The organism is Halorhodospira abdelmalekii (assembly GCF_016583625.1).
GTDB classification, from domain to species: Bacteria; Pseudomonadota; Gammaproteobacteria; order Nitrococcales; family Halorhodospiraceae; genus Halorhodospira; species Halorhodospira abdelmalekii.
The window spans coordinates 54,879-78,957 of the sequence record NZ_NRRN01000005.1 but is presented as its reverse complement, the minus strand read 5'-3'; the positions used below and the strand labels follow the sequence as shown (position 1 = coordinate 78,957).

Sequence of the window (24,079 nt, the reverse complement as noted above, 5' to 3'; positions counted from 1 at the left end):
CCTTAGGGCCCCCACTTTCTGCCCCTCTGACCCACCGCACGCCACATGGCGACACTATAGAAAGGGCTCGTGCCCACGTCAACCAACGGACTCACGCTATACATGGACTTAGCGCATGGTTTTCACAAAACACAAGAATCCCTCCAAAAGACCAAATTCGCAAAACATAGACTTAAAAAACAAAACCAAAAAATATGTTCAAGATTAGTTTATAATTTTATGATATCACTGGGTTTACAAACGGCCTAACCGCCCCTGCCTCACTTCCCTTGTCCACCCCAAAGCGCAACCCAGGCGCTCTAGTGGCACCGTGACGGCGCCCCCCGAAAACAGTAGAATCGGGACATGGAGTCGGCCAGGCGATCGCTGCGCCACGTCTCGCGTGCTGCCCTAGCGGCGGGCTCGCGGGTCGTCAGCGTGGAGGAAAGTCCGGGCTCCACAGGGCAGGGTGCCAGGTAACCCCTGGGGGGCGTGAGCCTACGGAAAGTGCCACAGAGAAGAGACCGCCGATGGCCCTGCGGGGCACAGGCAAGGGTGAAACGGTGCGGTAAGAGCGCACCGCGCGACTGGCAACAGTTCGCGGCACGGTAAACCCCACCCGGAGCAAGGCCAAATAGGGGAGCTACGACGTGGCCCGCGTCGCTCCCGGGTAGGCTGCTAGAGGCGTGCGGTGACGCACGTCCCAGAGGAATGGTCGCCCGCGACAGAACCCGGCTTATCGGCCGACTCCATCCCTTTCCTCACCGGCGCTGACTTACTCCCTCTCGGCGAGAGCCAGCGCCTGCTGATAGAGCGTATTGCGGCGCTGCCCAGTCAACCGTGCCGCTAGGCGTACTGCCTGTTTGAGCGGCAACTCTTGGAGCAAGGCACGCAATACATCCGTCGCCTCAACAGCAACCGTCTCAGGCGCCGTGGCCGCAGGCACGCCGGCAACGACCAGGACCACCTCTCCGCGCCGCTGGTTAGCATCTCCGGCGACGCTTTCGAGTACCGTTTGCAGCGCTCCGCGCAGCACCGTCTCGTGCACCTTAGTCAACTCGCGCGCGACCACAATCTGTCGCTGCTCGCCACAGAGCTCGCATAGATCGGTCAGCGTGTCGAGCAGGCGGTGCGGCGCCTCGAAAAGCACCACGGCACGCTGCTCGCTGGCCAGCGCCGCCAACCGGCGCCGGCGCGCAGTGCGTTGTGCCGGCAAAAACCCCTCAAAGACGAAACGCTCGGCACTGGCCAGGCCCGCCACCGAGAGTGCGGCCGTTAAACTGCTCGGCCCGGGAATCGGCACGACCGCAAAACCGGCCTCGTGCGCAGCGGCCACCAACCGCCCTCCCGGATCGCTCAGCAGCGGAGTCCCAGCGTCACTGACCAGGGCCACCGCCTGCCCGGCCTGGAGCAGGCGCAATAGCCGGGGGATACGCGCCGCCTCGTTGTGCTCGTGCAGACTGACCGTTCGCGCGCGCAGGCCGTAGTGATCGAGGAGCCGACGGCTGTGGCGGGTATCCTCAGCGGCCACCCACTCCACCGCAGCCAGCACATCGAGTGCACGCAGCGTGATGTCGCGCAAATTGCCAATCGGCGTTGCTACAACCGACAACACGCCGGTTTCACTGGACATAATCGGACATGGTTAGACTCAGATTTGCGGGAGTTCAATCCCCCGCGATGTCGGGCGCTTGATGTCGATCAGCTCAACATACTAGACTCGCCTCGGGATATCCAAGCGCGCAGACCGATGACCTCGATAAGCCACCCACCACAGCGCCTGCTCGCGCTGGCACTCACTGTCGCTTTGCTCGCCGCCTTGACCGGCTGCGCACCGCGGGCGCCGCTGCCTGAGCCCCCGCAGACCGAGGAAGAGCACGCGGTGGCGGCCTTAGCCGAGCAGGAGTATCAGCGCGCCGCGGAGCATTTCGAAGCGGCGGCGGAGACGGCCGACGAGGCCGCCGAGCGCGGGCGATTGCGTCTAGCGGCAGCCGACGCCTGGCTGCGGGCCGGGGCGCTTGAGTCAGCGACCTCGGCTCTGGCCAGCGTTGATCTACGCGCCTTGAGCGAGACCGAGGCTCAACGTTTCTGGATTGTGCGCGCCTTCGCCATGCTAGAGCACGGACAACCCTCTGCGGCCCGTCGCCAACTCGGCTTTCTTGATGGTGCTCCGCACGGACTGGAGGTCGAATACTATACGTTGCGCGCTCGTATCGCCGGGGACGAGAACGACCTTCTGACGGCGGCTCGCTATCATGATCGGCTCGCCGATCACCTTGAGGAGGGCGCGGCACAAAAGGAGAACGAGCGTCAAATTTGGGCACTCCTAAGCGAAGCTCCGCGCCCGGCCCTTGACGAACTCTCCGCTGCGGAGTTGGAGCGCGCCGGAAGACGCTTTACCGGCTGGGTAGAGCTAGCCCGCCTCACGCGCGCGCACCGCCTCGACCCCCCGCTTTTGGCACAGGCACTGGCGCGCTGGGAGGAACGCTTTCCCGAGCACCCTGCCGGTGAGCACCTGGCCCCAGAACTGGCAACACGCTACCGTGAGCGCTTTCAACCCCCCGCACAGATTGCCCTGCTGCTTCCCCTGAGCGGCGACCTGGCAAGCGCCGGAGAGGCGGTACGCGACGGCATCTTCGCTGCTTACTATGCCAGCAACCTGGAGCGGCCGCGGCTCAAAGTCTACGATACCGCCGCCGGCTCACAGAAGATCGCCGAACTGTACCAGCAAGCGGTTACGGCTGGCAGCGACTACGTGATCGGACCTTTGACCAAGGACGAACTCCACGATCTGATCGCTGAGATCGACACATTTTCTGTCCCGCTGCTGGCACTCAACACCGCAGACAACACAATCAGCGTCCCGGACGCTATCACCCAATTCGGTCTAGCCCCTGAGGCCGAAGCTCGGGAGGCAGCCAAACACGCTCGCCAGCGTGGCTGGGAGCATGTGATCGCCCTGGTACCCGACGATCGTTGGGGCGATCGCGTCGGGAGCGCCTTTATCGAGGCCTTCGAGGCAGAGTCGGGGACAGTCGTCCACAGCACGCGCTACGATCCACGCGAGACCGATTTCGGCGGCCCGATCCGCGAGCTGCTTAATGTCGACTCGAGCCAGCAGCGCCACCGCCAGATGGTCAACACGCTCGGTTCAGCACCACGCTTCGTGCCACGCCGCCGCCAGGACATCGACGGGCTCTTTCTCGCTGCTTTCCCTGAGCACGCGCGACTCCTCCGCCCGCAAATCGACTACCACCACGGCCAGGATCTGACGGTACTTGCGACCTCGCACGTCTATGCAGGCCGCCATAACCCCGACGCCGACCGTGACCTGGATGGACTCTGGTTTGTCGACAGCCCGTGGCTCGTCGATGCCGACGCTGGCGTGCCCGAGGGCTTGCGACAAGAGAATTTGGCACGCTACTGGCGGCCATTACTGGAGCGTCACGCACGGCTCATGGCGCTCGGCATCGATGCCTATCGCATCGTTCCCTATCTCGAGCTGCTGCGCGAACACCCCGAGGAACGACTCGACGGCTTAACTGGGCAGTTGCGCTTCGATGAGCAGCGGATCGTGCGTGAACTCGTCAGTGCCCGTTTCCGCGATGGCCGCCCCCACTTCGAACGCGAGACCGAGGCCAACAACGGCGGCGGGGCCGCAGCAGGTGCGGTCAGCGAGGCGCTCGGGCTGGGCGAACTCGAACTCGACGAACTCGATATCGGGAACAATGACCGCGGTAACGACGATCACGACGGGGCGGGCAGCACCAGGGAACGATGAACCGAAAGAGTGAGAGTGGCCGGGAATATGGCTAGGAAGGGGGTCGGCGAAGAGCGCGATGGACATGCCCCTGTCTCTGGGGCGCCGCACGCACACGCCCTACCCGGCCGCGCGGCGGCGGCGGCTACGGGCGCGGCCGGAAACGCGAACAAGGGTAAGGGAGGCAAGGGCAGCAAGGCGGCTGCCGCGGGCAGCAAGGCGGCTGCCGCTGCGACCGACGCCCGCCGCGCTACGCACCACAAAGGGCTGGCTGCCGAGAAACGAGCCCGCTTGCACCTGGAAGCACACGGTCTGCGGACCGTATGTCAACGCTTTCGTTGCCGGCGCGGTGAGATCGATCTCATCATGACAGAGGGCAACGTGACCGTCTTCGTTGAAGTCAGGCAGCGCCGTAGCGCTGCCCCGATCAGCGCCCTGGAGTCGATCGGGGCCGACAAACAGCGCCGTCTTCAACTCGCCGCCAGCGTTTGGCTGAGCCGCCACCCCGGGTGGGCGCGTTTCGACATTGTCGCCATTGATGGTGAGGCGATTCAGTGGATCCGTAACGCCTTCGGCGCAGGCAGTTGGTAGCGACTCATAGTCGCATTCGGGGCGGTAAGGGGCGGTGAGGAGCGCTAACAGAGCAACCCAGAAGACCAGACCCAGACCCATCGAGACTCATCGAGACCCATCGAGACTCATCGACCAGGGATCAGCACCAAGGGAGAGAGGAAATCATGGATCCTCACGAGCGCGTCGCTCAACTGTTCCACGACAGCATTCGCACCAAACAACAGGCGCTCGATCAAGTCGCACCAGCGGTGGTCAAAGCGGCCCACTGCATGGCCCGAGCCCTCGAAGAGGAGCACAAGATCTTAATTTGCGGCAACGGCGGCTCGGCAGCCGACGCCCAGCACTTCTCCTCGGAGTTGCTCAATCGCTTTGAACTCGATCGTCCCGGCTTACCGGCGATTGCTCTAACAACCGATACATCGACCTTGACCTCGGTCGCTAACGACGACTCATTCACTCAGGTCTTCGCTAGGCAAATACGCGCGCTCGGACAAAACGGCGACCTGCTGCTCGCCATCTCAACCAGCGGCACTTCGCCAAACATCCTCGCCGCCCACCAAGCCGCATGCGAGCGCGGGATGCGCACCGTTGCCCTAACCGGTCGCGACGGTGGCCCCTTGGGCGCAGCCCTCACCGAGGAAGATATCGAGATCCGCACCCCACACCAGCAGACCGCTCGCATTCAGGAGGTGCACCTATTGATCATCCACTGCCTGTGTGACCTGATCGACCATACGCTGTTCGGGAACAGCAGCAGTGCCGAGGCCGTTATGTGATCCTAGAGGCCTAGCCCCTGTCGGGAAGACCTGTCGGGAAGAGCGCCGCCCGGGGCGGAGCCCGGCCTGTTTTCTCTATCGGCGCGGGCAGGCCACCCTCCGTGGGCAGGCTACTTGACCACACGTAGATTGGGTCGACTCGGATGCGGGCGGTTGCCGCCTGTCGATGCGTTGCCGGCGCGGCTATCGCCGTCAGCATCTCCGCCGTCAGCATCTCGCACCTCTTGGACCGGTGCCAGTGGTTTCCCATTCGCCTCCGGCGACTGGCCCGGGTGGCTGTTCGAGGAGCTGGCGCTGTGTACCTGCTCCGCACGCTCGGCAGCAGCAGCATCCCCCTCCTCCGCCGCAGCATGCGCCTCTTCGGCTCCAAAGAGCATTCCTTGGCCATTTTCACGGGCGTAGACGGCGATCACGGCACCGACAGGCAGGGTGACACTGCGCGCGACACCGCCGAAGCGCGCACTGAAGGCAATCCACTCGTTCCCCATGCTCAACCCTTGCACCGCGCGCGGTGAAACGTTCAACACGAGGCGCCCGCCTTCGGCAAATTCGGTCGGCGCATCGACATCAGGACGTGTGGCATCGACGAGCAGATAGGGCGTGTGGTCGTTATCCGCGATCCACTCGTAGATAGCGCGAATCATGTAGGGTCGGCTGGAATTCATCCTCTCCTCCTCTTTGAATCGCCCAGTGACATCCTCTAGCGATTACATCCCCCAAGGCGAACACAGCAGGCACGAGAAAAGGGCTTGGGAGTAAACAACCCGCGACTCAGAAGCCTCTAGCGGGCCAGTGCCCGCTCCTCCCGGGTCAGGCTCGCCTCGAACCAAGAGCTAGCAAACTGCTGCTCGGCGTAGCTACGAATCGCCGCCGGCAGCTCCACGCCGGCCGCCGGCAACCGCCACAGCAGCGGCAGGACCATCACGTCCATAACCGTCAGCTCATCGCTGAGGAAATAGGGCTGTCCCTCAAATAACTCAGCAGCCGCTACCAGACTTTCGCGCAGCGACCGCCTAGCGCTCTGCGCCTTAGCACGCGGTGCTTGATGGATCCGCTCGAAGTCGGCATACCAGTCTCGCTGCATTCGGTAGACAACCAGACGCGCCTTGGCCCGAGAGATCGGATCGACCGGCATCAGCGGAGGGTGCGGATAGCGCTCATCAAGATACTCAGTGATGATGCCCGGCTCGTAGAGCGCCACATCACGATCGACCAGGGTGGGGACATCCCCGTAGGGATTGTACTCCAGTAGCTGGGCCGTGGGGCTCTGCGGATCGAGCTCAATACGCTCCGCCTCGACGGCCTTGGCCGCTAGCGCAAGACGCACCCGGTGGCTGTGAATACACAATGCCCCTGTGTACAGGCGGATCACGATCCTCCTCCCGCAACCCAAAGCGCCCGGGGCGAATTGATCTCGCCCCGGGCTTCCATCACTGACCGACCCGGTCGCTCTAAGTAAGCGGCGTGGCGCCGACTCACTTTTGCTTAAGCTCCCGCCAATACTCCTTATAAAGGAGATAGAAAACGGCCGTCATGACCATCAAGAAGAGAAGCACCCAGATCCCCATCCGCTCCCGATCGGCGCGGATCGGCTCGGCGGCGTAAGAGAGGAAAGCCGTCAACTCGGCCGTCATCCGCTCGTACTCACGGCGGCTCATCTCCCCACGCTCCGGAACCTCGATATCGACCAGGCGGCCGTTATCGTCGAAGACCGGCTGCGGCGTTCCCTGCAGGTGAACCAGGACGTGCGGCATCGCTGTCGCCTCCTGGACCCAATTGTCGAAGCCGAGCGGCTGATCCTCGTCCTTGAAGTAGGCGTTCAGGAAGGTGTAGATCCAATCCTCGCCGCGCACTCGCGCCGTCATGGAGAGGTCCGGTACCGCGGTGCCGAACCAGTTCACCCCATCCTCAGCGGCCATTGCCGAGAGCATCGGCTTATGGTGTTCGAGGCCCTCTTCTAAGATCAGGCGCTCTTCGAGCCACTCGGCGTCCATGCCGGTATCCTCCGCCAGACGGTCGTAGCGGAGATACTGTACCGAGTGGCAACCGCTGCAGTACTGCACGAAGTGCTCAGCACCCTTGCGGATGGAGTCCCGATCGTGATGACTCACACGCGGGTTTTCCATACTCATCCCGGCGAAGGCCGGCCCGACGAACGAGACCGCCAAGAGCGCGCCGAGAACATATCCAAGCTTCTTCTTGCTCATTTGTCGGTCACCCTTTCCGGAACGGGTTTCGTCTGCTCGAAGCCAAAGTAGGTGTAGGCCCACAGGAAGACGAAATACCCGAAGTAAACCGCCGTAAAGATACGGGCAATGACGATCGGTGCGCCGCTCGGATCCTGCATCCCAGCCCAAGTCAAGATCAGGAACGAGGCGATGAAGACAGCCAGGCCGATCTTGTACCCCAAGCCACGATAGCGAATGGAGCGCACTTCACCGCGATCGATCCACGGCAAAAAGAGCAAGATCATCGAGCCGGCAAACATCACCAGCACGCCAAATGCTTCATTAGGAATGCACTGCAGCATGGCGTACCAAGCGGTGAAGTACCAGATGGGATGAATCGCTTCTGGCGTTTGGAGCGGATTCGCCTCCTCAAGGTTCGGTCGCTCGATAAAGTAACCGAAGAACTCGGGCGCAAAGAAGACGATCGCACAGAAAATAATAAGGAAAATCCCGAACCCGACCAGGTCTTTGATCACCACATACGGGAAGAACGGAATGCCGTCGCGCGGCTTGCCATTCTCGTCCTTATTCTGCTTGATCTCCACGCCGTCCGGGCTGCTGGTACCGACATGATGCAGCGCAACAATATGAAGGAAGACCAAAACGATCAACAGCAGCGGTAGGCCTACCACGTGCAACGAGAAGAGCCGCCCCAGGGTGGCTTCATTAACCAGGAACCCGCCCTGCAGCCAAACGACTAGATCGTCGCCGATGACCGGCACAACGCCGAAGAGTGCCACGATGACCTGCGTCGCCCAGTAGGAGAGCTGCCCCCACGGCAGTGCGTAGCCCATAAAGGCTTCGGTCATCATGACCAGATAAATCAACACACCGATGATCCACAGCAGCTCACGCGGCTTCTTGTAGGAGCCGTAGAGCAGGCACCGGAACATGTGCAGATAGACGACCGCGAAGAAGGCTGAGGCACCGACGGTATGCAGATACCGCATCAGCCAGCCCCACTCGACATCGCGCATGATGAACTCGACCGACGAGAAGGCGCGATCGACCGATGGTTGGTAGTACATAGTCAACCAGATGCCGGTCACAATCTGGATGACCAGCACCAAGATCGACAGCGATCCAAACAAGTACCAGAAATTAATGTTCTTCGGTACATAGTACTCGGACATGTGGTAACGCCAAGTACTCGTTAGCGGAAAGCGATTGTCGATCCAGCTCTGTAGCCCGCTGGCGCTTTGCTCACTCATGTCGCCTCGACCTCCTGTTCGGGATCCTCGGGATCCTCGCCGATCACCAGCTTATCGTCGCCGACGAAACGGTGCGGCGGAACCTCCAGATTGCTCGGGGCCGGCGTGCCACTGTAAACACGCCCGGACATGTCGTACATCGCACCGTGGCAGGCGCAGAAAAACCCGCCTTTCCAGTCGTTATCAAACGGCTGCGGCTCAATGCCAGGATAGTAGACGACGATACAACCGAGGTGCGTACAGACCGGGCTGACCACCAGTACCTCGGGCGAAACACTGCGGTACAGGTTGCGGGCGTACTCCGGCTGCTGATCCTCTTCAGAGTCGGGATCGCGCAGCCGCCCGCGCAACACCGCCTCGTCTTCGAGGTAGTTTAAGTGCTCCTGGGTCCTGGAAATCACCCACACTGGGCTGCCTTTCCATTCGAACTCAAGGCGTTGACCTTCAGCAAGTTTGCTGACATCGACCTCAATGGGGGCGCCGACGGCACGGGCCTCGACGTTAGGCTTGAGGAAGCCGAGGAAAGGCACGGCTGCGAAGACCGCGCCTACCCCGCCAACCACGGTTGCGGCGCCGGTCAAAAAACGGCGTCGACTCGGATCTGGGGCTTCGTTACTCATGACGGTTCCCTACGTGTCGTACCCAAGGGTGTACAAACAGCGCGTAAGCTTCGTACATTGCATGTATGGGCGTCAAGGCAAAGGTGACCTTGCCCGCCCGCGAACTTCTGGCAGCGCGTAGCATAAGGTATTGACGGGTTAATCGAAAGAGGCAATTGCCCACGTCTTCTCGCCGATTGCCGATTGTGCGCATCGCGTCGAACCCCCAGCGCACTGACGGGCACTCACCGCTACGCCGGGTTGGGGATCTCGATGTACTCGTGGGCGATCCCAAAAGTCGCGGCAATGTGCTCGCCGAGCCGCTGCACCCCGCAACGCTCCGTTGCGTGGTGACCGGCGGCAAAAAAGTGGACCCCAGCCTCGCGCGCAATGTGCGTAATCGGCTCGGAGAGCTCGCCACTGATAAAGGCCTCGGCGCCGTGCGCAATCGCCTCCTCAATCAAACGCTCACCACCACCACTGCACCAGGCGATGCGGCGAATCGGCTCAGTCCCAGCGCCGACCCGCACCGGCTGCTGCCCCAGGGTGTGAGCAAGCCGCTCGGCCAGCGCCGCAGCCGTCACCGGCGTTGCCACTCGCCCCAGCCACAGCAGACCGGGGATGCCCCGCACAGTGACCCGCTGCTCGACCGTACACTCAAGCAGTTCGGCCAACCCGGCGTTGTTGCCAAACTCCGGGTGAACATCGAGCGGCAGATGGTAGGCAAAGAGATTGAGATCAACGCTCAGCAAACGCCGCAGCCGCTGCGCCTTCAAACCGACGATGCGACTTTCTTCTCCTTTCCAGAAGAAACCGTGATGCACGAGAATGGCGTCAGCCTCGGCTTGTACGGCACGCTCAAACAGCGCCTGGCTAACGCTGACGCCGGTGACCAGACGACGAATCTCATCACGCCCTTCGACTTGCAAGCCGTTCGGGGCATAATCAGTGATTGAGTGGACGTCAAGCGTCTCGTTTAAGTAGGCTGCCAACTCTTCGCGGTGCACCATGCCGACTGCGGCCCCTGTTATCGTTATCGAGAATGTGCATGAGCCTACCAGCTTCGCAGCCAGGATCGCCACCGCAGGATACTCAGCATGCCGTCAGCTGGCTGCGTTTCGTCGCCGGCTACGGCGCCTTAGGGATCGCCTTAGCAACGGTTTTGGTGTGGCTCAACCCTGGGTGGCTCACCCCTGCCCCCTCAGACCTATCGCCTACGCCTTCCGGTCTCTATCAACCGTCACCGAGCGCCAACCTACCGGGCCCCGCCACACCGATGCGCCCCCCTATTGCCGATGATGGCCCACCGCTCGCCTCCTATGCCGCTGCCGTTGAACAGGCCGCACCTGCAGTCGTGAATATCTACGCCGCGATCGACCTCAGCGAGCACTACCCAGGCTCTGGACTACAACACCAGCCCCTGGAACGCTTCTTTGACTCGCCGCGTCCACCGCACATCCCCGGCCCGCGCACCAACCTCGGCTCAGGTGTAATCGTCAGCGCCGCAGGTCACGTCATCACCAACCACCACGTCATTGAGCGGGCCGATCACATCCAGGTGATGCTCGCCGACGGCCGCGAGGCCGAGGCACGGGTCGTCGGCCGCGACCCTGAAACCGATCTGGCCATCCTCAAGATCGCCCTCGACCACTTGCCCGTCATCACCTTCGGCAGCGAGGAGCCGATGCAGGTCGGCGATGTGGTGCTCGCAATCGGCAACCCTTACGGGGTCGGGCAGACGGTGACGCAGGGAATCATCAGCGCGACCGGCCGCGACCGCCTTGGGCTCTCGACCTTCGAACACTTTCTGCAGACCGATGCAGCGATTCACATTGGCAACTCGGGGGGAGCGTTGATCGACAGCCGCGGACGCCTAGTCGGTATCAATACGGCTGTCTTTAACGGCGGTCACGGCTCATACGGCATCGGCTTTGCCATCCCGGCAGCCATGGCACAGGCGGTGATGAATGATCTGCTGGAGCACGGCCGGGTGGTCCGGGGCTGGCTCGGCATTCGAGCACAGCGCTTAACCCCGCCGCTCGCACGCTCCTTCGGCGTCACCCGCAGCGACGGCGTGATCGTCACCGAGACGGTACGCGGCGGTCCGGCCGCAGACGGCACCCTACGCTCGGGCGACATCATCACCCACATCGATGGGCATCGAATCAGCGATGTGCAAGATCTGCTGACGATCACCAGCCACGCCACCCCCGGCACCTCAGTGAAGGTGCGCGGCTACCGCGACGGCGAGGCGTTCACAACGCCGGTCACCCTCGGTGAACGCCCCCCGAGCGAGACTAACGAGGGAGCGCTGCCAGGAAGCGGTCGTTCTCCTCTGGACGACCTACGGTAACGCGCAGACAATCGGCAAGCCGTGGGTGGCTGCCGGCGAGGGATTTGACTAGAACGCCCTGTTCGAAGAGGCTCCGATGCAGCTCTGCCGCCCCCATCCCGGCGACCCGGAAGGTCAGAAAATTCGTCTCACTCGGCAAGAGCGCAGCGGTGCGCGGATGAGCGGCGAGGGCGGCGGCCAAACGGGTCCGCTCGCTGCGGATCCGCTCCACCGCCTCATCAAGCAAAGCCCTCTGCTCAAGGGCGAATGTGGCACTTGCCTGGGCCAAGCTACCGACGTTATACGGCAAGCGGCACTTCTCGAACTGCTCAAGCCAGGCCGGGTGACCGATCAATACCCCGATCCGTAGACCGGCCAAGCCGACCTTTGACAAGGTACGCAGCACCACGACATTCGGGTGATTAGTCAAGCGCGGCAAGAAGCTCGACTCCGCATAGGCGTAGTAAGCCTCGTCGATCACCACCAGACCCTCGGCTTGCTCAGCGTAGGCGGCCAAAGCGTCGAGATCGAGACCGTTGCCGGTCGGGTTGTTCGGGTGGGCGAAGTAGGTCACTGCCGGTCGATATTTGGCGTGAGCGGACTGCCAAGCTGCCCGATCGACATCGAAGCCATCGTCGAGCTCGACCTCGGCGTAGTCCGCCCCTGTGAGGGTGGCGATAATGCGATACATGGCAAAGCTCGGCGCCGGTGCCAACACCGTCCGCCCCGCCCCGGCAGCCGACCCAGCCACCGCTAGGTTGATCAACTGAATCAGCTCATCAGAGCCGTTGCCGACGATCAGATCGCACGCCGCGGGCAACTCAAAATGCGTGCGCAGCTGCCCTTTAAGGGCATTCGCAGCGGCATCGGGATAGCGATTGACCGGCACCGCGCGCAGCCGCTCAAGCCACGCCGCCGTCAGCCTCTCATCGGGCCACGGCCACGGGCTCTCCATAGCATCGAGCTTGATTGCCGTCCCCGGATCGGGCACCGGGTAGGCCGTTAACGCTTGAATCTCAGGGCGAACACAGCGCCCGACGGCGGCCTCCGTTGCGGTCCGTGATTGTGCGTTTGACTTTGCCTCGCGCTCGGCCACCAGCACCCTCCTCGTTGTTGGTTGATCGACCCGATCTCGGCGGTGTGACCTCAGTCGTCGCCCTCATCCCGCCGCCGCATCTCAGCAGCCCGTGCGTGTGCATCCAAACCTTCGCCAGAAGCCAGAATGGCCGCGCTGCGCGCCAGTTTCGCCGCACCCTGCCGCGAACAGGCCAGGGTCGTCGAGCGCTTTTGAAAGTCGTAGACGCCGAGCGGCGAGGCAAAACGAGCCGTGCGTGAAGTCGGCAGGGTGTGATTCGGTCCGGCGCAGTAGTCACCGAGCGCCTCTGCCGTGTGGTGCCCAAGGAAGATGGCCCCGGCGTGCCGAATCCCTTCGCAGAGCCGTTCGGGCTCGGCCACCGACAGTTCCAAATGCTCGGGGGCGACGCGATTAGCCACCGCCTGCGCCTCTGCCAGGTCGCGCACGCAGATCAGCGCACCGCGCGCTGCCAGCGAGGCGCGCACAATCTCGGAGCGCTCAAGCTCCGGCAGCAACCGTTCCATCGCCGCCTGCACCTGATCGAGAAAGACGAAATCGGGGCAGACCAAGAGGGCCTGAGCCTGTTCATCGTGTTCAGCCTGTGAAAAGAGGTCCATCGCGATCCACTCCGGATCGGCCTGGCCATCGCTGATAATCAAGACCTCGGAAGGACCGGCGATCATATCGATGCCAACCGCGCCATAGACACGCCGCTTCGCCTCAGCGACGTAGGCGTTCCCCGGGCCGACGATCTTATCAACCGCCGGAATGGTCTCGGTGCCGTAAGCGAGCGCGGCGATCGCCTGTGCCCCACCGACGGTAAAGAGACGATCGACCCCAGCGATGTGGGCAGCCGCCAAGACCCACGACGACAGTTCGCCCTGCGGCGCGGGCACGACCATAATGATCTCGCCGACGCCGGCAACACGGGCCGGCACCGCATTCATCAGCACCGTCGACGGATAGGCGGCCTTACCGCCGGGGACGTAGACGCCAACTCGGTCGATCGGCGTCACCTGCTGTCCGAGCCGATTGCCGTCGGCATCGTCGTAGGCCCAAGGCTCCAGGCGCTGCCGCTCGGCGTAGGCACGAATCCGCTCCGCTGCATGCTCCAGCGCCTCGCGTGCCTCCGGGGTAATCTCACGATGAGCCGCCTCAAGCCGCTCGGCTGAAACTTCTAAATCCGCCACGCTCTCCGCGGCAAGCCCGTCAAACCGCTGCGTATACTCCAGCAGCGCGGCATCACCGCGGCCACGCACACCGGCAACGACCTCGGCGACGCACTGCTCGATCTCCGCACCCGGATAGCTCTCCCAGCCGATCAGGGCATCGAGACTTTCCCAGAAGTCGGGCTGCGTCGTACTCAAGCGCTTGATCTCTACCATGACTGCTGCCCCCTGCAACTCACTTGTCTATAAATGCTCTGAAACCCGTCGCCTACGCAGCGCGACCGGCGGCGGCTGCAGCGGCCAAATCGTCGATCAGCGCGCCGATCCGCCGGTGCTCCCGCTTCAGGGCCGCCTTATTGACTACCAACCGCGAACTGATCTGGGTAATCGTCTCAAGCGGCTCCAACCCGTTCGCTCGCAGGGTATTGCCGGTGTCAACCAGGTCGACGATAAGATCCGCCATGCCGACCAACGGCGCCAACTCCATCGAACCGTAGAGCTTGATGATCTCCGCCTGCCGCCCCTGGGCCGCAAAGTACTGTCGGGTCAGTTCGACGAACTTCGTCGCCACCCGTGGCCGCGGCAGATCAACCCGTGCACCGCACGGGCCAGCGACCATCAGCCGGCAGCGGGCAATCCCTAGATCGAGCGGATCGTAGAGGCCGGCGCCACCGTATTCGAGCAGCACATCGCGCCCAGCGACACCGAGATCGGCACCACCGTACTCGACGTAGGTCGGCACATCGGAGGCACGCACGATTAATAGGCGCAAATCCTCGCGGTTGGTGCCGATAATCAGCTTGCGACTCGACTCCGGATGCTCTTGCGGCTCGATCCCGCAGCGTGCCAACAACGGCAACGTCTCTTCAAAGATGCGCCCCTTGGACAGGGCCAGGGTCAACGTTCGACTCATGCACTCTCCCTTACTGCCGCAGACCGACGCAGACCGACGCAGACCAGAATGAGCGAACACCATCACTCCGGTGTCCGGCGGATATCGGCACCGAGCTGAGCGAGTTTCTCCTCGATGCACTCGTAGCCCCGGTCGATGTGATAGATCCGATCGACCCACGTCTCTCCGGCAGCTACTAAGCCTGCCAAGACCAGACTGGCCGAGGCCCGCAGGTCGGTAGCGATCACCGGAGCGGCGGTCAGCCGCTCGACTCCTTGAATGTAGGCGGTGGAGCCGTCAATGCGGATCTTCGCCCCCATGCGCTGCATCTCCAAACAGTGCATGAAGCGGTTCTCGAAGACCGTCTCGGTAACCCGACCACAGCCGCGGGCCACGGTATTGAGCGCGCAGAGCTGTGCCTGCATATCGGTGGGAAACCCCGGATAAGGGGCGGTACTGATGTCAACGGCACGTGGACGCTCCGGCATGTGGAGCTCAATCCAATCAGCCCCGGTACGGATCTCGGCTCCGCTCTCAGTCAACTTATCGAGCACCGCACCGAGCAGCTCCGGGGCCGTATCCTTGAGTTTGACGCGCCCGCGGGTGATCGCCGCCGCAGTCAGATAGGTTCCAGTCTCGATCCGATCCGGCAGCACCCGATGCTCGACCCCGTACAGCTGCTCAACCCCCTCGATGACCAGCGTCCGCGTACCGGCACCACTGATCCGCGCGCCCATGGCATTCAGGCAGTCGGCCAGATCGACGACCTCGGGCTCACAGGCGGCATTCTCGAGCACGCTGGTGCCACGGGCCAACGCCGCCGCCATCATCAGATTCTCGGTGCCAGTGACCGTGCAGACCTGCATGTGCACGCGCGCCGCTTGCAAGCGCCCGGCGTGCGCCCGGATATAGCCATCGCTGATATCGATCTGTGCCCCCATCGCCTGCAACCCGCGGATGTGCACATCGACCGGACGCGAGCCAATCGCACAGCCACCCGGCAACGAGACCTCAGCACGCCCAAAGCGTGCTAACAACGGACCGAGCACCAGAATGGAGGCACGCATGGTCTTGACCAACTCGTAGGGGGCGCGGAAACTGGCGATGGTTGAGGCGTCGACCTCGACCTCCATCCCCTCGTGCACGGTCAGCTGCACCCCCATGCGCCCGAGCAGCTCCAGCGTGGTCGTGACGTCGTGTAGATGCGGAATATTCCCCACCTTCATCGGCCCGTCGGCCAGCAGCGTTGCGGCCAGCACCGGCAACGCAGCATTCTTGGCACCCGAGATGCGGATCTCGCCCTCCAGGGCGTGGCCGCCGCGAATGAGCAACCGCTCCATGCCTAGTCGGGCGCCTCCACCGCGCGTCTTTCGTCTCTTTCGCCCGCGTTGCCCGCGGTGCCCGCAGGGAATGAAGACGGATCGGTCGGCGGTGGCGCCTCCTGAACCTCGACGATGGTCAGCAGCGCCTCCACTCCGCTGGCCCGCAAGATCGCCTGCAGCTGCGCGGGGACGTGGCGCAACCGCAACGTCCCGCCCGCCGCCTCGACGGCCCGATGCCACTCCAGCAGCAGCGCCACACCAGCGCTGTCGGTCCGCTCGACCGCCGCTAGATCGATCTCGTTTAGCGCCTCCGGCACGAGCATGCGCCGCCCCGCCTGCCACAATTCAGCGACACTTGCGAAGTCGAGCGGACCCCGCAAGCGCAGGCAACCGGAGGCTACGCACTCAATCGCCGCATGCTCCGCGGTCGCGGACTCACCGGCGGCACGCATCAAAATCCGATCTCCTGATTGCGGGTCGCCATCTCCTCAATGATCTCCTTGAGATCCTTATCACGAAGACGCGCGCGAAAATCTTCTCGGTAGTTCTGCACCATGCTGATGCCCTCGAAGGTGATATCGACCACTCGCCAGGCGTCGGGCCGCTCCTGAAAGTGAAAAACCCCCCGGGCACCGCCCTCGATCTCGACCCCGACCTGCATCTCGCCGTCGCGCTGCCGGCTGCCGAGCACCCGAAAGGCGGTGCCTTCGTGCTCTTGGAGATTGGCCGCGTAGGTGCGCACCAAGGTGCGCTGAAACTCGGTCATGAAGCGCTCGCGCGTCTCCCCATCGGCATCGCGCCAGTGCGGCCCGAGCATGCGCGCCCCGATCCGGTCGAAGTCGATATGCGGCAAGATCACCGGAGCGAAGGTCTCGTAGATCTTGACCGGATCGTCGCCAATCTGTTCGGCCTCCTCCTCGATCAGGCGCATCACCTCCGCGCTGGTCTCCTCGACAATCGCCCGCGGGTGGGTCTTCGCCTCCAGAGCCCCACTCCAGCCAAGCGCGAACAGTGCCACGAAGGCCGCCACCACAGCGGAAGCCAACCAGGGGGGCGAACGTCGAACCGACGAATCGAGACGATCGGCAACAGACCAACCCACTGCTAACCGTTGCACCATACGATCACTCCCCCATCGAGCGGACAAATTGACCAATCAGACGCTCAAGCACTACGGCCGACTGGGTCTCCTGCAATCGATCACCAGCGCTCAGCGCCTCCTCCTCCCAACCAGCCTCAAGCCCGATATACTGCTCACCCAGGAGCCCGGAAGTGTAGATCGCCGCTCGCGTATCGACCGGAATCGAATCGTAGCGCTCATCGATGCGCAACACGACCCGTGCCTGGTGGCTCTGCGGATCGAGTTCGATCCTCTCAACCCGCCCAACCCGCACACCGGCCATGCGCACGGGGGCCCGCTCCCGCAACCCCCCGACGTTATCGAAGGTTGCCACCACCTGATAGCCCGGTGTCTGCCGCAACTCCGCCAGACCGCTGACCTGCAGGGCTAAAAAGAGTGACGCGAGCAGCGCAATCACCACGAACACTCCGACCCAGATTTCCACGAGCCGCTCTTGCATCGCTTCCGCTCTCCGTCAACCGAACATCAGCGCCGTCAACAGGAAATCGAGCCCCAACACAGCCAACGAGGCGTGCACCACGCCCAGTGTCGTCGCCCGACTCACCCCTTGCGAGGTCGGCACTGCTGTATACCCTTTATGCAGGGCGATCCACCCCACCACAAACCCAAAGACCACGCTCTTGATCACACCGTTGAGGATATCATCCTGCATGCTCACGGCTTGCTGCATATTCGACCAGAAGGCGCCGGCATCCAACCCGACCATCCCGATCGCCACCAGGTAGCCGCCGAAGACGCCGACGGCGCTGAAGACCAGAGCCAGCAGCGGCACTGCGATAAAGGCACCGAGCAGTCGCGGCACCAAAATCCGCCGCTCCGGGTCGATCGCCATCATCTCCATGCTCGAAAGCTGCTCAGTTGCGCGCATCAGTCCTACTTCGGCGGTCAGCGCCGAACCGGCCCGTCCGGCAAAGAGCAGCGCCGTCACCACCGGACCGAGTTCACGCAGCAATGTCAGCGCGACCATGACGCCGACTTGCTCGGCCGCCCCAAAGTCCGTCAGCGTATAGTAGCCCTGCAGCCCGAGCACCATCCCAACGAACAGTCCCGAGACGACAATGATCACCAGCGAGAGCGCCCCGAGGGTGTAGATCTGCTCAATAACCAACCCCGGACGCCGCACCCCGATCGGCGCCCCCCGCAATAGCCGCAGCAGCAACAAGAGGCTCTGGCCGGTACCGTGCAGCCCCGCAATGACCCGTCCGCCCAACGCTTGCAGCAACCCCGTCATCGCCGCGACTCCCGGCGCAGCTCTTCGGCCAAGGTCGGCGCTGGGTAGTGAAAGGGCACCGGACCGTCGGCGCTGGCGTCGATAAACTGACGCACGGCGGCGGCCTCCGAGGCACGCAGCTGCTCCGGCGTACCCTCGGCAATCAGCCGTCCATCGGCCAACAGATAGACGTAGTCGGCGATCGCCAGGGTCTCCTCGACGTCGTGAGAGACGAGCACCGTGGTCAGCCCAAGGATGTCGTTGAGCCGTCGGATCAGCTGCACCAGCACCCCCATTGTAATCGGGTCTTGGCCAGCAAAGGGCTCATCGTACATGATCAACACTGGATCGAGGGCGATCGCCCGCGCAAGCGCCACCCGTCGCGCCATACCGCCCGAGAGCTCCGCTGGCATCAACGCCCGCGCCCCGCGCAAACCGACGGCCTCAAGCTTAAGCAGCACCAGCGTATCAAGCAGCGGCTCAGGCAGGCGCGTATGTTCGCGGATCGGAAAGGCGACATTTTCGAAGACACTCAAGTGGGTAAAGAGTGCACCGCTCTGAAAGAGCACCCCCATGCGGCGACGTAGGGCGTAGAGTTCGCTGCGGCGCAGCTTAGGCACCTCTAAGCCTTCGACCTCGACCAAACCGCCACTCGGTCGCAACTGCCCGCCGAGCACCCGCAGCAGCGTCGTCTTCCCGCTGCCGCTCGGCCCCATGATTGCGGTAACCTGACCGCGGCGAATATCTAAATTGACTTGATCGAAGATCCAACGCCCGCCCCGGCGCACCTGCAACCCGCGGACCCGCGCCATCACCTCACGATCGGCGGCGCTCATCGTCTCCTGCTTCCTCGCTGTGCCCTGGCTGTGCCCTGAGTGGCATGCCTTAGAATGGCTCGTTGATGAATCGGCACAGTATCCACCCTGCCGCAGACACGGTCAAACACCGCCGCATCCGGTGCAATACCGCACAAGCCTGTTTGAGCCCCCTCCTGAAACCACCCCGCTGTTTTGCTAGACTCGCTTCCATGCAAGCTCAAGTCCATCCCTCAGCGGGCGATCCGCTCTCTCCTGCACCGGCCGAAGCCGAGCGGCGCGAGACCGATCTGCGCCTGCAGGCCCTCGGGCGTGCCGTGCTGGAACTGGAGGCCGAAGCCATCGCCGCCTTAGCCGAGCGCATCGACGACCTCTTCAGCGAGGCGTGCCGCTACATGCTTGCCTGCCGCGGGCGAGTGATTGTCACCGGCATGGGCAAATCGGGACATATCGGCTCGAAGCTGGCCGCAACGCTTGCCAGCACTGGAACTCCCGCCTTCTTCGTCCACCCTGGCGAGGCCAGCCACGGCGACCTCGGGATGATCACCGCCGATGACCTCGTCGTCGCCCTTTCGAACTCTGGGGAGACGAACGAGATTACCGCCCTGTTGCCGCGTCTGCGCCGCCTTGGAGTGCCGCTGATCGCATTGACCGGCAACGCGAGCTCGACGCTGGCGCGCGAGGCGAGTGTGCACCTGGAGATTCGCATCGAACGCGAGGCCTGTCCCTTGGGACTCGCCCCAACCACCAGCACCACTGCCAGCCTGGCCATGGGCGATGCGCTGGCCGTTGCCCTGCTCGATGCGCGCGGCTTTACCGCCGAAGATTTCGCGCGCTCCCACCCCGGCGGCCGCCTCGGGCGACGCCTATTGCTGCACATTGAGGACATCATGCAAACTGGCGCGCGTGTCCCCAAGGTGACCCCGGAGACCGTGTTGCGCGAAGCCCTGCTGGAGATCAGCCAAAAAGGGCTGGGCATGACCGCGGTCGTCGACAGCGACGAGCGTGTGCGCGGGATCTTTACCGACGGCGACCTGCGGCGCACCCTTGATCGGGGAATCGACATCCACACCACGCCGATCGCCACGGTAATGACCGCAGCCCCGCAGACCGCTACGGCGGGACTGCTAGCCGCCGAGGCTGCCGAGCGAATGGAGCGGCACCGGATCAACGCGCTGCTGATTACCGACGCTGACGGCCGCCTGATCGGTGCGCTCAATATGCACGACCTCCTCCAGGCCGGGGTACTATGAGCTATAAGTGCGATAAGTACGGCAGTAGTCGCGGCAACAGTGACAGCGAATCGTTCAGCGCTCCTTTGTGCGAGCGTGGTTGCCCGGCGGAGGGGAGAAGCTGGACGAGCATTTCGGTTGTTTAGACAGGTCTCGGATCAGAGAATCTGACGGAGCGCTAATCGGGCCATGGCAACGCGCGGTGTGCTGTTCCCCCTCGCGGTGGTCGCTGTCTCGGCGCTCGTCGGCGTGCTGTTGAGTTACGACGCCCCCGACGAGGAGCCCCTAGAGCGACCGGAAGAGGAGCGACCAGATTTTTTTGTCGAGGGCTTTGCGATGCACCACTACGACGAGTCGGGTGTGCAACGCTCGTTGCTCCGCGGTGTCTCCGGCGAGCACTATCCGCAGCGCCGCGAGATGGAGATCGTTGAACCGAACTGGTATGGCCTCTCTCAGGGCGGTGCGGTCTGGCAGGCAACCGCCCCCCTCGGTACCGCCAGCCACGAGCAACGGACTGTGTGGCTGCACGATGCTGTCACGCTGCTGCGCCCGGCTCAGCCCGACCGCCCCATGCTGACGGTCGAGACACGCGATCTGTTCATTGATACCGAACAGGGCATCGCCCAGACCGAGGCGACCATCGTGGCCTACGATCCCTTCAGCAAGGTCCGGGGTCGCGGCATGACCCTCGAGTACCTGCACGACCGTCTGCGCCTACATGAGGAGGTGCGCGGGCACCATGCAGCACAGTAACCGCAGTGATGGCCCCGAGCATAACCCGAATCGTCATCCAGGCGCGCCTTCCGGCAGTCGAAGCCGTGGCGATCACAGGACGGCCAGAGGGATAACCAGGCGGATAACTTGGGGAATACCTGGGGGAATACCTGGGGGGCGCCGAACGGGTCACCGGCGGCGCGCTCCATGGGGCGTTGCGCTAGCGACACCGAGCCTGCTCACAGGCTTAACCGTCTTGCTGGGCGCGCTCACTCTCCTCGCTCAGCCGGGAGATGCCATAGCGAGCACGCCCACGCCGGCGGACGTGCCGCTGGAACTTGAGGCCGACCGTGCCGATATCGATGCCGCCCGCGGCATCAGTATCTACACCGGAAACGCCAGCCTAACGCACGGTGAGATGCGGATCACCGGCGAGCGGATGGAGGTCCACACCGATGGTGAAGGGGCCCTTAGTCATATTGTCGTCTCTGGCTCGCCGGCAACCTTCCGTGACCTCCCTGAAGGGCAGACGCGCCCTGTCGAGGCCGAGGCCAAACAAATGGAATACCACGCCCGCGCTCCAGAGCGCGCCTTCTTCCTCGGGGGAGCAAAACTCTGGCAAGGCGATGACACCATTCATGCCGAGACGATTCGCATCAACCTCGAGACACAGATTGTCGAAGCCCTCGGCAGCGAGCAGCAACGTGCCCGCACCACCCTCTATCCCGCCAAGCGCGAGGAGCGCTAGGCGATGACAAGCGTGCTGCGTGCCGAAGGCTTGAGCAAGCAGTTCCGCGGGCGCCAGGTGCTCACCGGGGCTGGCCTAGAGGTCGGCCAAGGCGAAATCGTCGGCCTGCTCGGCCCAAACGGCGCTGGTAAGACGACCTGTTTCTATATGGTCGTCGGTCTGATCGCGGCGGACTCTGGACACATCACCCTGGATGAGCATGAGATCACCCACTTGCCCATCCACGAGCGTGCCCGTCGCGGCATCGGCTACCTGCCGCAGGAACCGTCGGTCTTTCGCAAACTCAGCGTAACCGATAACCTACTCGCCATCCTGGAGCTGCGCTCGGATCTCGACCGCCACGGGCGGAACCGGGAGATGGAGCGACTGCTGACCGATTTCGGCTTAGAACACGTTCGCGACTCACTCGGCCTTTCGCTCTCCGGGGGCGAACGTCGCCGGGTCGAGATCGCCCGTGCTCTCGCCGCTGCCCCGCGCTTTATTCTGCTTGATGAACCCTTCGCCGGTGTCGATCCGATCTCGGTCGGTGATATCCAGCGCATCATCCGACGGCTTGCAGAGCGGGGAATCGGTGTTCTGATCACCGATCATAACGTGCGCGAGACCCTTGGCATCGTACAAAGAGCGTATATCCTGAGTGGCGGTCAGATGCTGGCCGCCGGTGATGCCCAAACTATCCTCGCTGACCCACGGGTCCGTGAGGTCTATTTGGGCGAAGACTTCCGCCTGTAAACAGCCCGCGACTGAAGTCGCAGGCTTTATCGTAGGACGAGGCTATGCCCACTTGCGCCGCAAGTGCTCACCGCCTCCCTTGCGGAGATTCCATGAAACAGACGCTGCAACTGCGCATCGGTCAGCAGCTAACCATGACGCCGCAGCTACAGCAGGCGATCCGTCTGTTGCAGCTCTCGACCTTGGAGTTGCGCACCGAGATCCAGCAAGCACTGGAATCGAACGTCATGCTTGAGCTCGACGAGGAACAAGAGTGGAGCAGCGACGACGCTACCGCCACCAGCGCTGAGAGCGCTGATGAGCGATCGGCAAGTGGCAGCGAAGTGATCCCTGAAGAGCTCCCCCTCGACACCCACTGGGACGAGATTTACGACACAGGCAGCCATCTGAGCCGATCCAACGAGACGACGAGCAGCGACGATCTGTTCGAAAACCGCACCTCGGAGAGCACCGGGCTGCGCGAACATCTGCTTTGGCAGATCGAGATGGAGCGTTTCGATGCGCGCCAGCGCGCCATTGCCGAAACCATTGTCGATGCCATCAGCGAAGAGGGTTATCTGACTCAGAGCCTCGACGAACTTCAGGAGACCCTGCCAGGGGCTTGGCAGGTGACTACAGCTGAGTTAGAAGAGGTCTTGCATCAAGTTCAGCGTCTCGACCCCACCGGCGTCGGTGCCCGCAGTGTCAGCGAAGCGCTGCGTGTTCAGCTCGAGCAGCTTCCCGAAGAGACGCCTTGGCGGACTGAGGCCCACGAAGTCATCCTGCACCACTTGGAGACCGTCGCCGCACAGCAGTACGAGAGCCTGCAGCGCTCCCTGAATCTCGATGCCGAGGCGCTCGATCAAGTCATCGAGCTGATTCGCAGCCTCGATCCGCGCCCCGGCTTGCAGGTGAGCAGTTCGACCCCCGACTACGTCATCCCCGATGTGACGGTCTTTCGCCACAATGGCGCTTGGCACGTCGAGCTCAACCGCGAGATGACCCCACGGCTGCGCATCAACGCCTACTACGCCAGTCTGATTCGACGCGCCGATCGCAGCGCTGATAACCACTGTTTGCGCACTCATCTGCAGGAGGCACGCTGGCTGCTCAAGAGCCTGCGCAGCCGCAACGAGACTCTGCTCAAGGTCGCCAGCGCCATCGTCGAGCGCCAGCAAGGCTTCCTCGAACACGGCGAGGAAGCAATGCAGCCGTTGGTGTTGCGCGAGATCGCCGAGACGGTCGAGATGCACGAGTCGACCATCTCCCGCATCACCACCAATAAGTATCTGCATACCCCACGCGGGACCTATGAGTTCAAGTACTTCTTCTCCAGCCATGTGGCCACTAGCGATGGTGGCGAAGCGTCAGCAACCGCAATTCGCGCTCGTATCAAGCGGCTGATCGCCGCGGAAGACCCCCGCAAACCGCTGAGCGACAGCGCCCTCGTACGAATTCTACAGGAAGAGGAGGGAATTCAGGTGGCACGCCGCACCGTAGCCAAGTATCGTGAGGCGATGGCAATTGCCTCCTCGGCACAACGCCGCCACACACCGCGCAAGCGCACCACCACAGACCGCTATCGGTAACGG

Annotated in this window: 25 protein-coding genes and 1 other RNA gene; 10 read left to right on the top strand and 16 right to left on the bottom strand. The window is 63.2% G+C overall.

Going from position 1 to position 24,079, the window contains the following annotated elements; translation table 11 throughout:
* Positions 1 to 347: 347 nt before the first annotated feature.
* Positions 348 to 734, top strand: an RNA gene (gene rnpB / locus CKO15_RS02190) — RNase P RNA component class A.
* Between the two features lie 20 nt (positions 735 to 754).
* Here rnpB and rsmI read toward each other — a convergent pair.
* Positions 755 to 1,612: a 16S rRNA (cytidine(1402)-2'-O)-methyltransferase gene (gene rsmI / locus CKO15_RS02185; RefSeq protein ID WP_200192064.1), complete on the bottom strand. Its 858-nt coding sequence runs from the start codon at positions 1,610 to 1,612 to the stop codon at positions 755 to 757.
* 117 nt (positions 1,613 to 1,729) lie between these two features.
* Here rsmI and CKO15_RS02180 point away from each other — a divergent pair, with 117 nt between their 5' ends.
* The 3 genes from CKO15_RS02180 (at position 1,730) to CKO15_RS02170 (ending at position 5,088) form a co-directional block, all read left to right on the top strand.
* The gene (locus tag CKO15_RS02180) at positions 1,730 to 3,760 is read left to right on the top strand and encodes a penicillin-binding protein activator (RefSeq protein WP_200192063.1); all 2,031 of its coding nucleotides are present in this window, start codon (positions 1,730 to 1,732) and stop codon (positions 3,758 to 3,760) included.
* 27 nt (positions 3,761 to 3,787) lie between these two features.
* The gene (locus tag CKO15_RS02175; protein ID WP_200192062.1) at positions 3,788 to 4,330 is read left to right on the top strand and encodes a YraN family protein; all 543 of its coding nucleotides are present in this window, start codon (positions 3,788 to 3,790) and stop codon (positions 4,328 to 4,330) included.
* A 146-nt stretch (positions 4,331 to 4,476) separates the two neighbouring features.
* On the top strand, positions 4,477 to 5,088 hold the full coding sequence (locus CKO15_RS02170; RefSeq protein ID WP_200192061.1) for a phosphoheptose isomerase: 612 nt from the start codon (positions 4,477 to 4,479) through the stop codon (positions 5,086 to 5,088).
* A gap of 110 nt (positions 5,089 to 5,198) precedes the next feature.
* On the opposite strand, the gene CKO15_RS02165 is transcribed toward CKO15_RS02170, so the two are convergent.
* The 6 genes from CKO15_RS02165 to CKO15_RS02140 form a co-directional block, all read right to left on the bottom strand.
* Positions 5,199 to 5,753: a ClpXP protease specificity-enhancing factor gene (locus CKO15_RS02165; RefSeq protein WP_200192060.1), complete on the bottom strand. Its 555-nt coding sequence runs from the start codon at positions 5,751 to 5,753 to the stop codon at positions 5,199 to 5,201.
* Between the two features lie 116 nt (positions 5,754 to 5,869).
* Positions 5,870 to 6,460, bottom strand: coding sequence for a glutathione S-transferase N-terminal domain-containing protein (locus CKO15_RS02160; protein WP_200192059.1), 591 nt, complete (start codon positions 6,458 to 6,460; stop codon positions 5,870 to 5,872).
* A gap of 103 nt (positions 6,461 to 6,563) precedes the next feature.
* Positions 6,564 to 7,295: a cytochrome c1 gene (locus tag CKO15_RS02155; RefSeq protein WP_200192058.1), complete on the bottom strand. Its 732-nt coding sequence runs from the start codon at positions 7,293 to 7,295 to the stop codon at positions 6,564 to 6,566.
* Entirely contained in the window at positions 7,292 to 8,527 is a 1,236-nt protein-coding gene (locus CKO15_RS02150) for a cytochrome b (protein WP_200192057.1), read from the bottom strand. The genes CKO15_RS02155 and CKO15_RS02150 overlap by 4 nt, the downstream gene beginning before the upstream one ends.
* A complete protein-coding gene (petA, locus tag CKO15_RS02145; protein ID WP_200192056.1) occupies positions 8,524 to 9,147 on the bottom strand; it encodes a ubiquinol-cytochrome c reductase iron-sulfur subunit in 624 nt (207 codons plus the stop codon). Before petA ends, CKO15_RS02150 begins: the two co-directional genes overlap by 4 nt.
* A gap of 230 nt (positions 9,148 to 9,377) precedes the next feature.
* Positions 9,378 to 10,136 (bottom strand): Nif3-like dinuclear metal center hexameric protein, encoded by a 759-nt coding sequence (locus CKO15_RS02140; protein ID WP_200192055.1) that lies wholly within the window; start codon positions 10,134 to 10,136, stop codon positions 9,378 to 9,380.
* A gap of 38 nt (positions 10,137 to 10,174) precedes the next feature.
* Between CKO15_RS02140 and CKO15_RS02135 the strand changes: the two genes are divergently transcribed.
* Positions 10,175 to 11,479 carry a S1C family serine protease gene (locus tag CKO15_RS02135; RefSeq protein WP_200192054.1) on the top strand — a complete coding sequence of 435 codons (1,305 nt, stop codon included), beginning with the start codon at positions 10,175 to 10,177 and terminating at the stop codon, positions 11,477 to 11,479.
* On the opposite strand, the gene hisC is transcribed toward CKO15_RS02135, so the two are convergent.
* The 9 genes from hisC to CKO15_RS02090 form a co-directional block, all read right to left on the bottom strand.
* Complete coding sequence (gene hisC / locus CKO15_RS02130; RefSeq protein WP_200192053.1) at positions 11,424 to 12,554, bottom strand: histidinol-phosphate transaminase; 1,131 nt, start codon at positions 12,552 to 12,554, stop codon at positions 11,424 to 11,426. The two genes, CKO15_RS02135 and hisC, sit on opposite strands and share 56 nt — an antisense overlap.
* 50 nt (positions 12,555 to 12,604) lie before the next feature.
* Positions 12,605 to 13,918 (bottom strand): histidinol dehydrogenase, encoded by a 1,314-nt coding sequence (gene hisD, locus CKO15_RS02125; protein ID WP_200192052.1) that lies wholly within the window; start codon positions 13,916 to 13,918, stop codon positions 12,605 to 12,607.
* Between the two features lie 52 nt (positions 13,919 to 13,970).
* Positions 13,971 to 14,615 (bottom strand): ATP phosphoribosyltransferase, encoded by a 645-nt coding sequence (hisG, locus tag CKO15_RS02120; protein WP_200192051.1) that lies wholly within the window; start codon positions 14,613 to 14,615, stop codon positions 13,971 to 13,973.
* Between the two features lie 62 nt (positions 14,616 to 14,677).
* A complete protein-coding gene (gene murA / locus CKO15_RS02115) occupies positions 14,678 to 15,934 on the bottom strand; it encodes a UDP-N-acetylglucosamine 1-carboxyvinyltransferase (RefSeq protein WP_200192050.1) in 1,257 nt (418 codons plus the stop codon).
* Between the two features lie 2 nt (positions 15,935 to 15,936).
* On the bottom strand, positions 15,937 to 16,368 hold the full coding sequence (locus CKO15_RS02110; RefSeq protein ID WP_200192049.1) for an STAS domain-containing protein: 432 nt from the start codon (positions 16,366 to 16,368) through the stop codon (positions 15,937 to 15,939).
* Entirely contained in the window at positions 16,368 to 17,036 is a 669-nt protein-coding gene (locus CKO15_RS02105; protein WP_200192048.1) for an MlaC/ttg2D family ABC transporter substrate-binding protein, read from the bottom strand. Before CKO15_RS02105 ends, CKO15_RS02110 begins: the two co-directional genes overlap by 1 nt.
* 4 nt (positions 17,037 to 17,040) lie before the next feature.
* A complete protein-coding gene (gene mlaD, locus CKO15_RS02100) occupies positions 17,041 to 17,496 on the bottom strand; it encodes an outer membrane lipid asymmetry maintenance protein MlaD (RefSeq protein WP_200192046.1) in 456 nt (151 codons plus the stop codon).
* 15 nt (positions 17,497 to 17,511) lie between these two features.
* Positions 17,512 to 18,288: a lipid asymmetry maintenance ABC transporter permease subunit MlaE gene (mlaE, locus tag CKO15_RS02095; protein WP_200192044.1), complete on the bottom strand. Its 777-nt coding sequence runs from the start codon at positions 18,286 to 18,288 to the stop codon at positions 17,512 to 17,514.
* On the bottom strand, positions 18,285 to 19,103 hold the full coding sequence (locus tag CKO15_RS02090; protein WP_200192042.1) for an ABC transporter ATP-binding protein: 819 nt from the start codon (positions 19,101 to 19,103) through the stop codon (positions 18,285 to 18,287). Before CKO15_RS02090 ends, mlaE begins: the two co-directional genes overlap by 4 nt.
* A gap of 191 nt (positions 19,104 to 19,294) precedes the next feature.
* Here CKO15_RS02090 and CKO15_RS02085 point away from each other — a divergent pair, with 191 nt between their 5' ends.
* The 5 genes from CKO15_RS02085 (at position 19,295) to CKO15_RS02065 (ending at position 24,076) form a co-directional block, all read left to right on the top strand.
* Positions 19,295 to 20,335 carry a KpsF/GutQ family sugar-phosphate isomerase gene (locus CKO15_RS02085; RefSeq protein WP_200192040.1) on the top strand — a complete coding sequence of 347 codons (1,041 nt, stop codon included), beginning with the start codon at positions 19,295 to 19,297 and terminating at the stop codon, positions 20,333 to 20,335.
* Positions 20,336 to 20,503: 168 nt separating this feature from the next.
* Positions 20,504 to 21,067, top strand: a complete 564-nt coding sequence (lptC, locus tag CKO15_RS02080; protein ID WP_200192038.1) for an LPS export ABC transporter periplasmic protein LptC — start codon at positions 20,504 to 20,506, stop codon at positions 21,065 to 21,067.
* A 217-nt stretch (positions 21,068 to 21,284) separates the two neighbouring features.
* Entirely contained in the window at positions 21,285 to 21,776 is a 492-nt protein-coding gene (lptA, locus tag CKO15_RS02075; protein WP_200192036.1) for a lipopolysaccharide transport periplasmic protein LptA, read from the top strand.
* Positions 21,777 to 21,779: 3 nt separating this feature from the next.
* Positions 21,780 to 22,508, top strand: coding sequence for an LPS export ABC transporter ATP-binding protein (lptB, locus tag CKO15_RS02070; RefSeq protein WP_200192034.1), 729 nt, complete (start codon positions 21,780 to 21,782; stop codon positions 22,506 to 22,508).
* Between the two features lie 92 nt (positions 22,509 to 22,600).
* Positions 22,601 to 24,076: an RNA polymerase factor sigma-54 gene (locus tag CKO15_RS02065; protein WP_200192032.1), complete on the top strand. Its 1,476-nt coding sequence runs from the start codon at positions 22,601 to 22,603 to the stop codon at positions 24,074 to 24,076.
* Positions 24,077 to 24,079 lie beyond the last annotated feature (3 nt).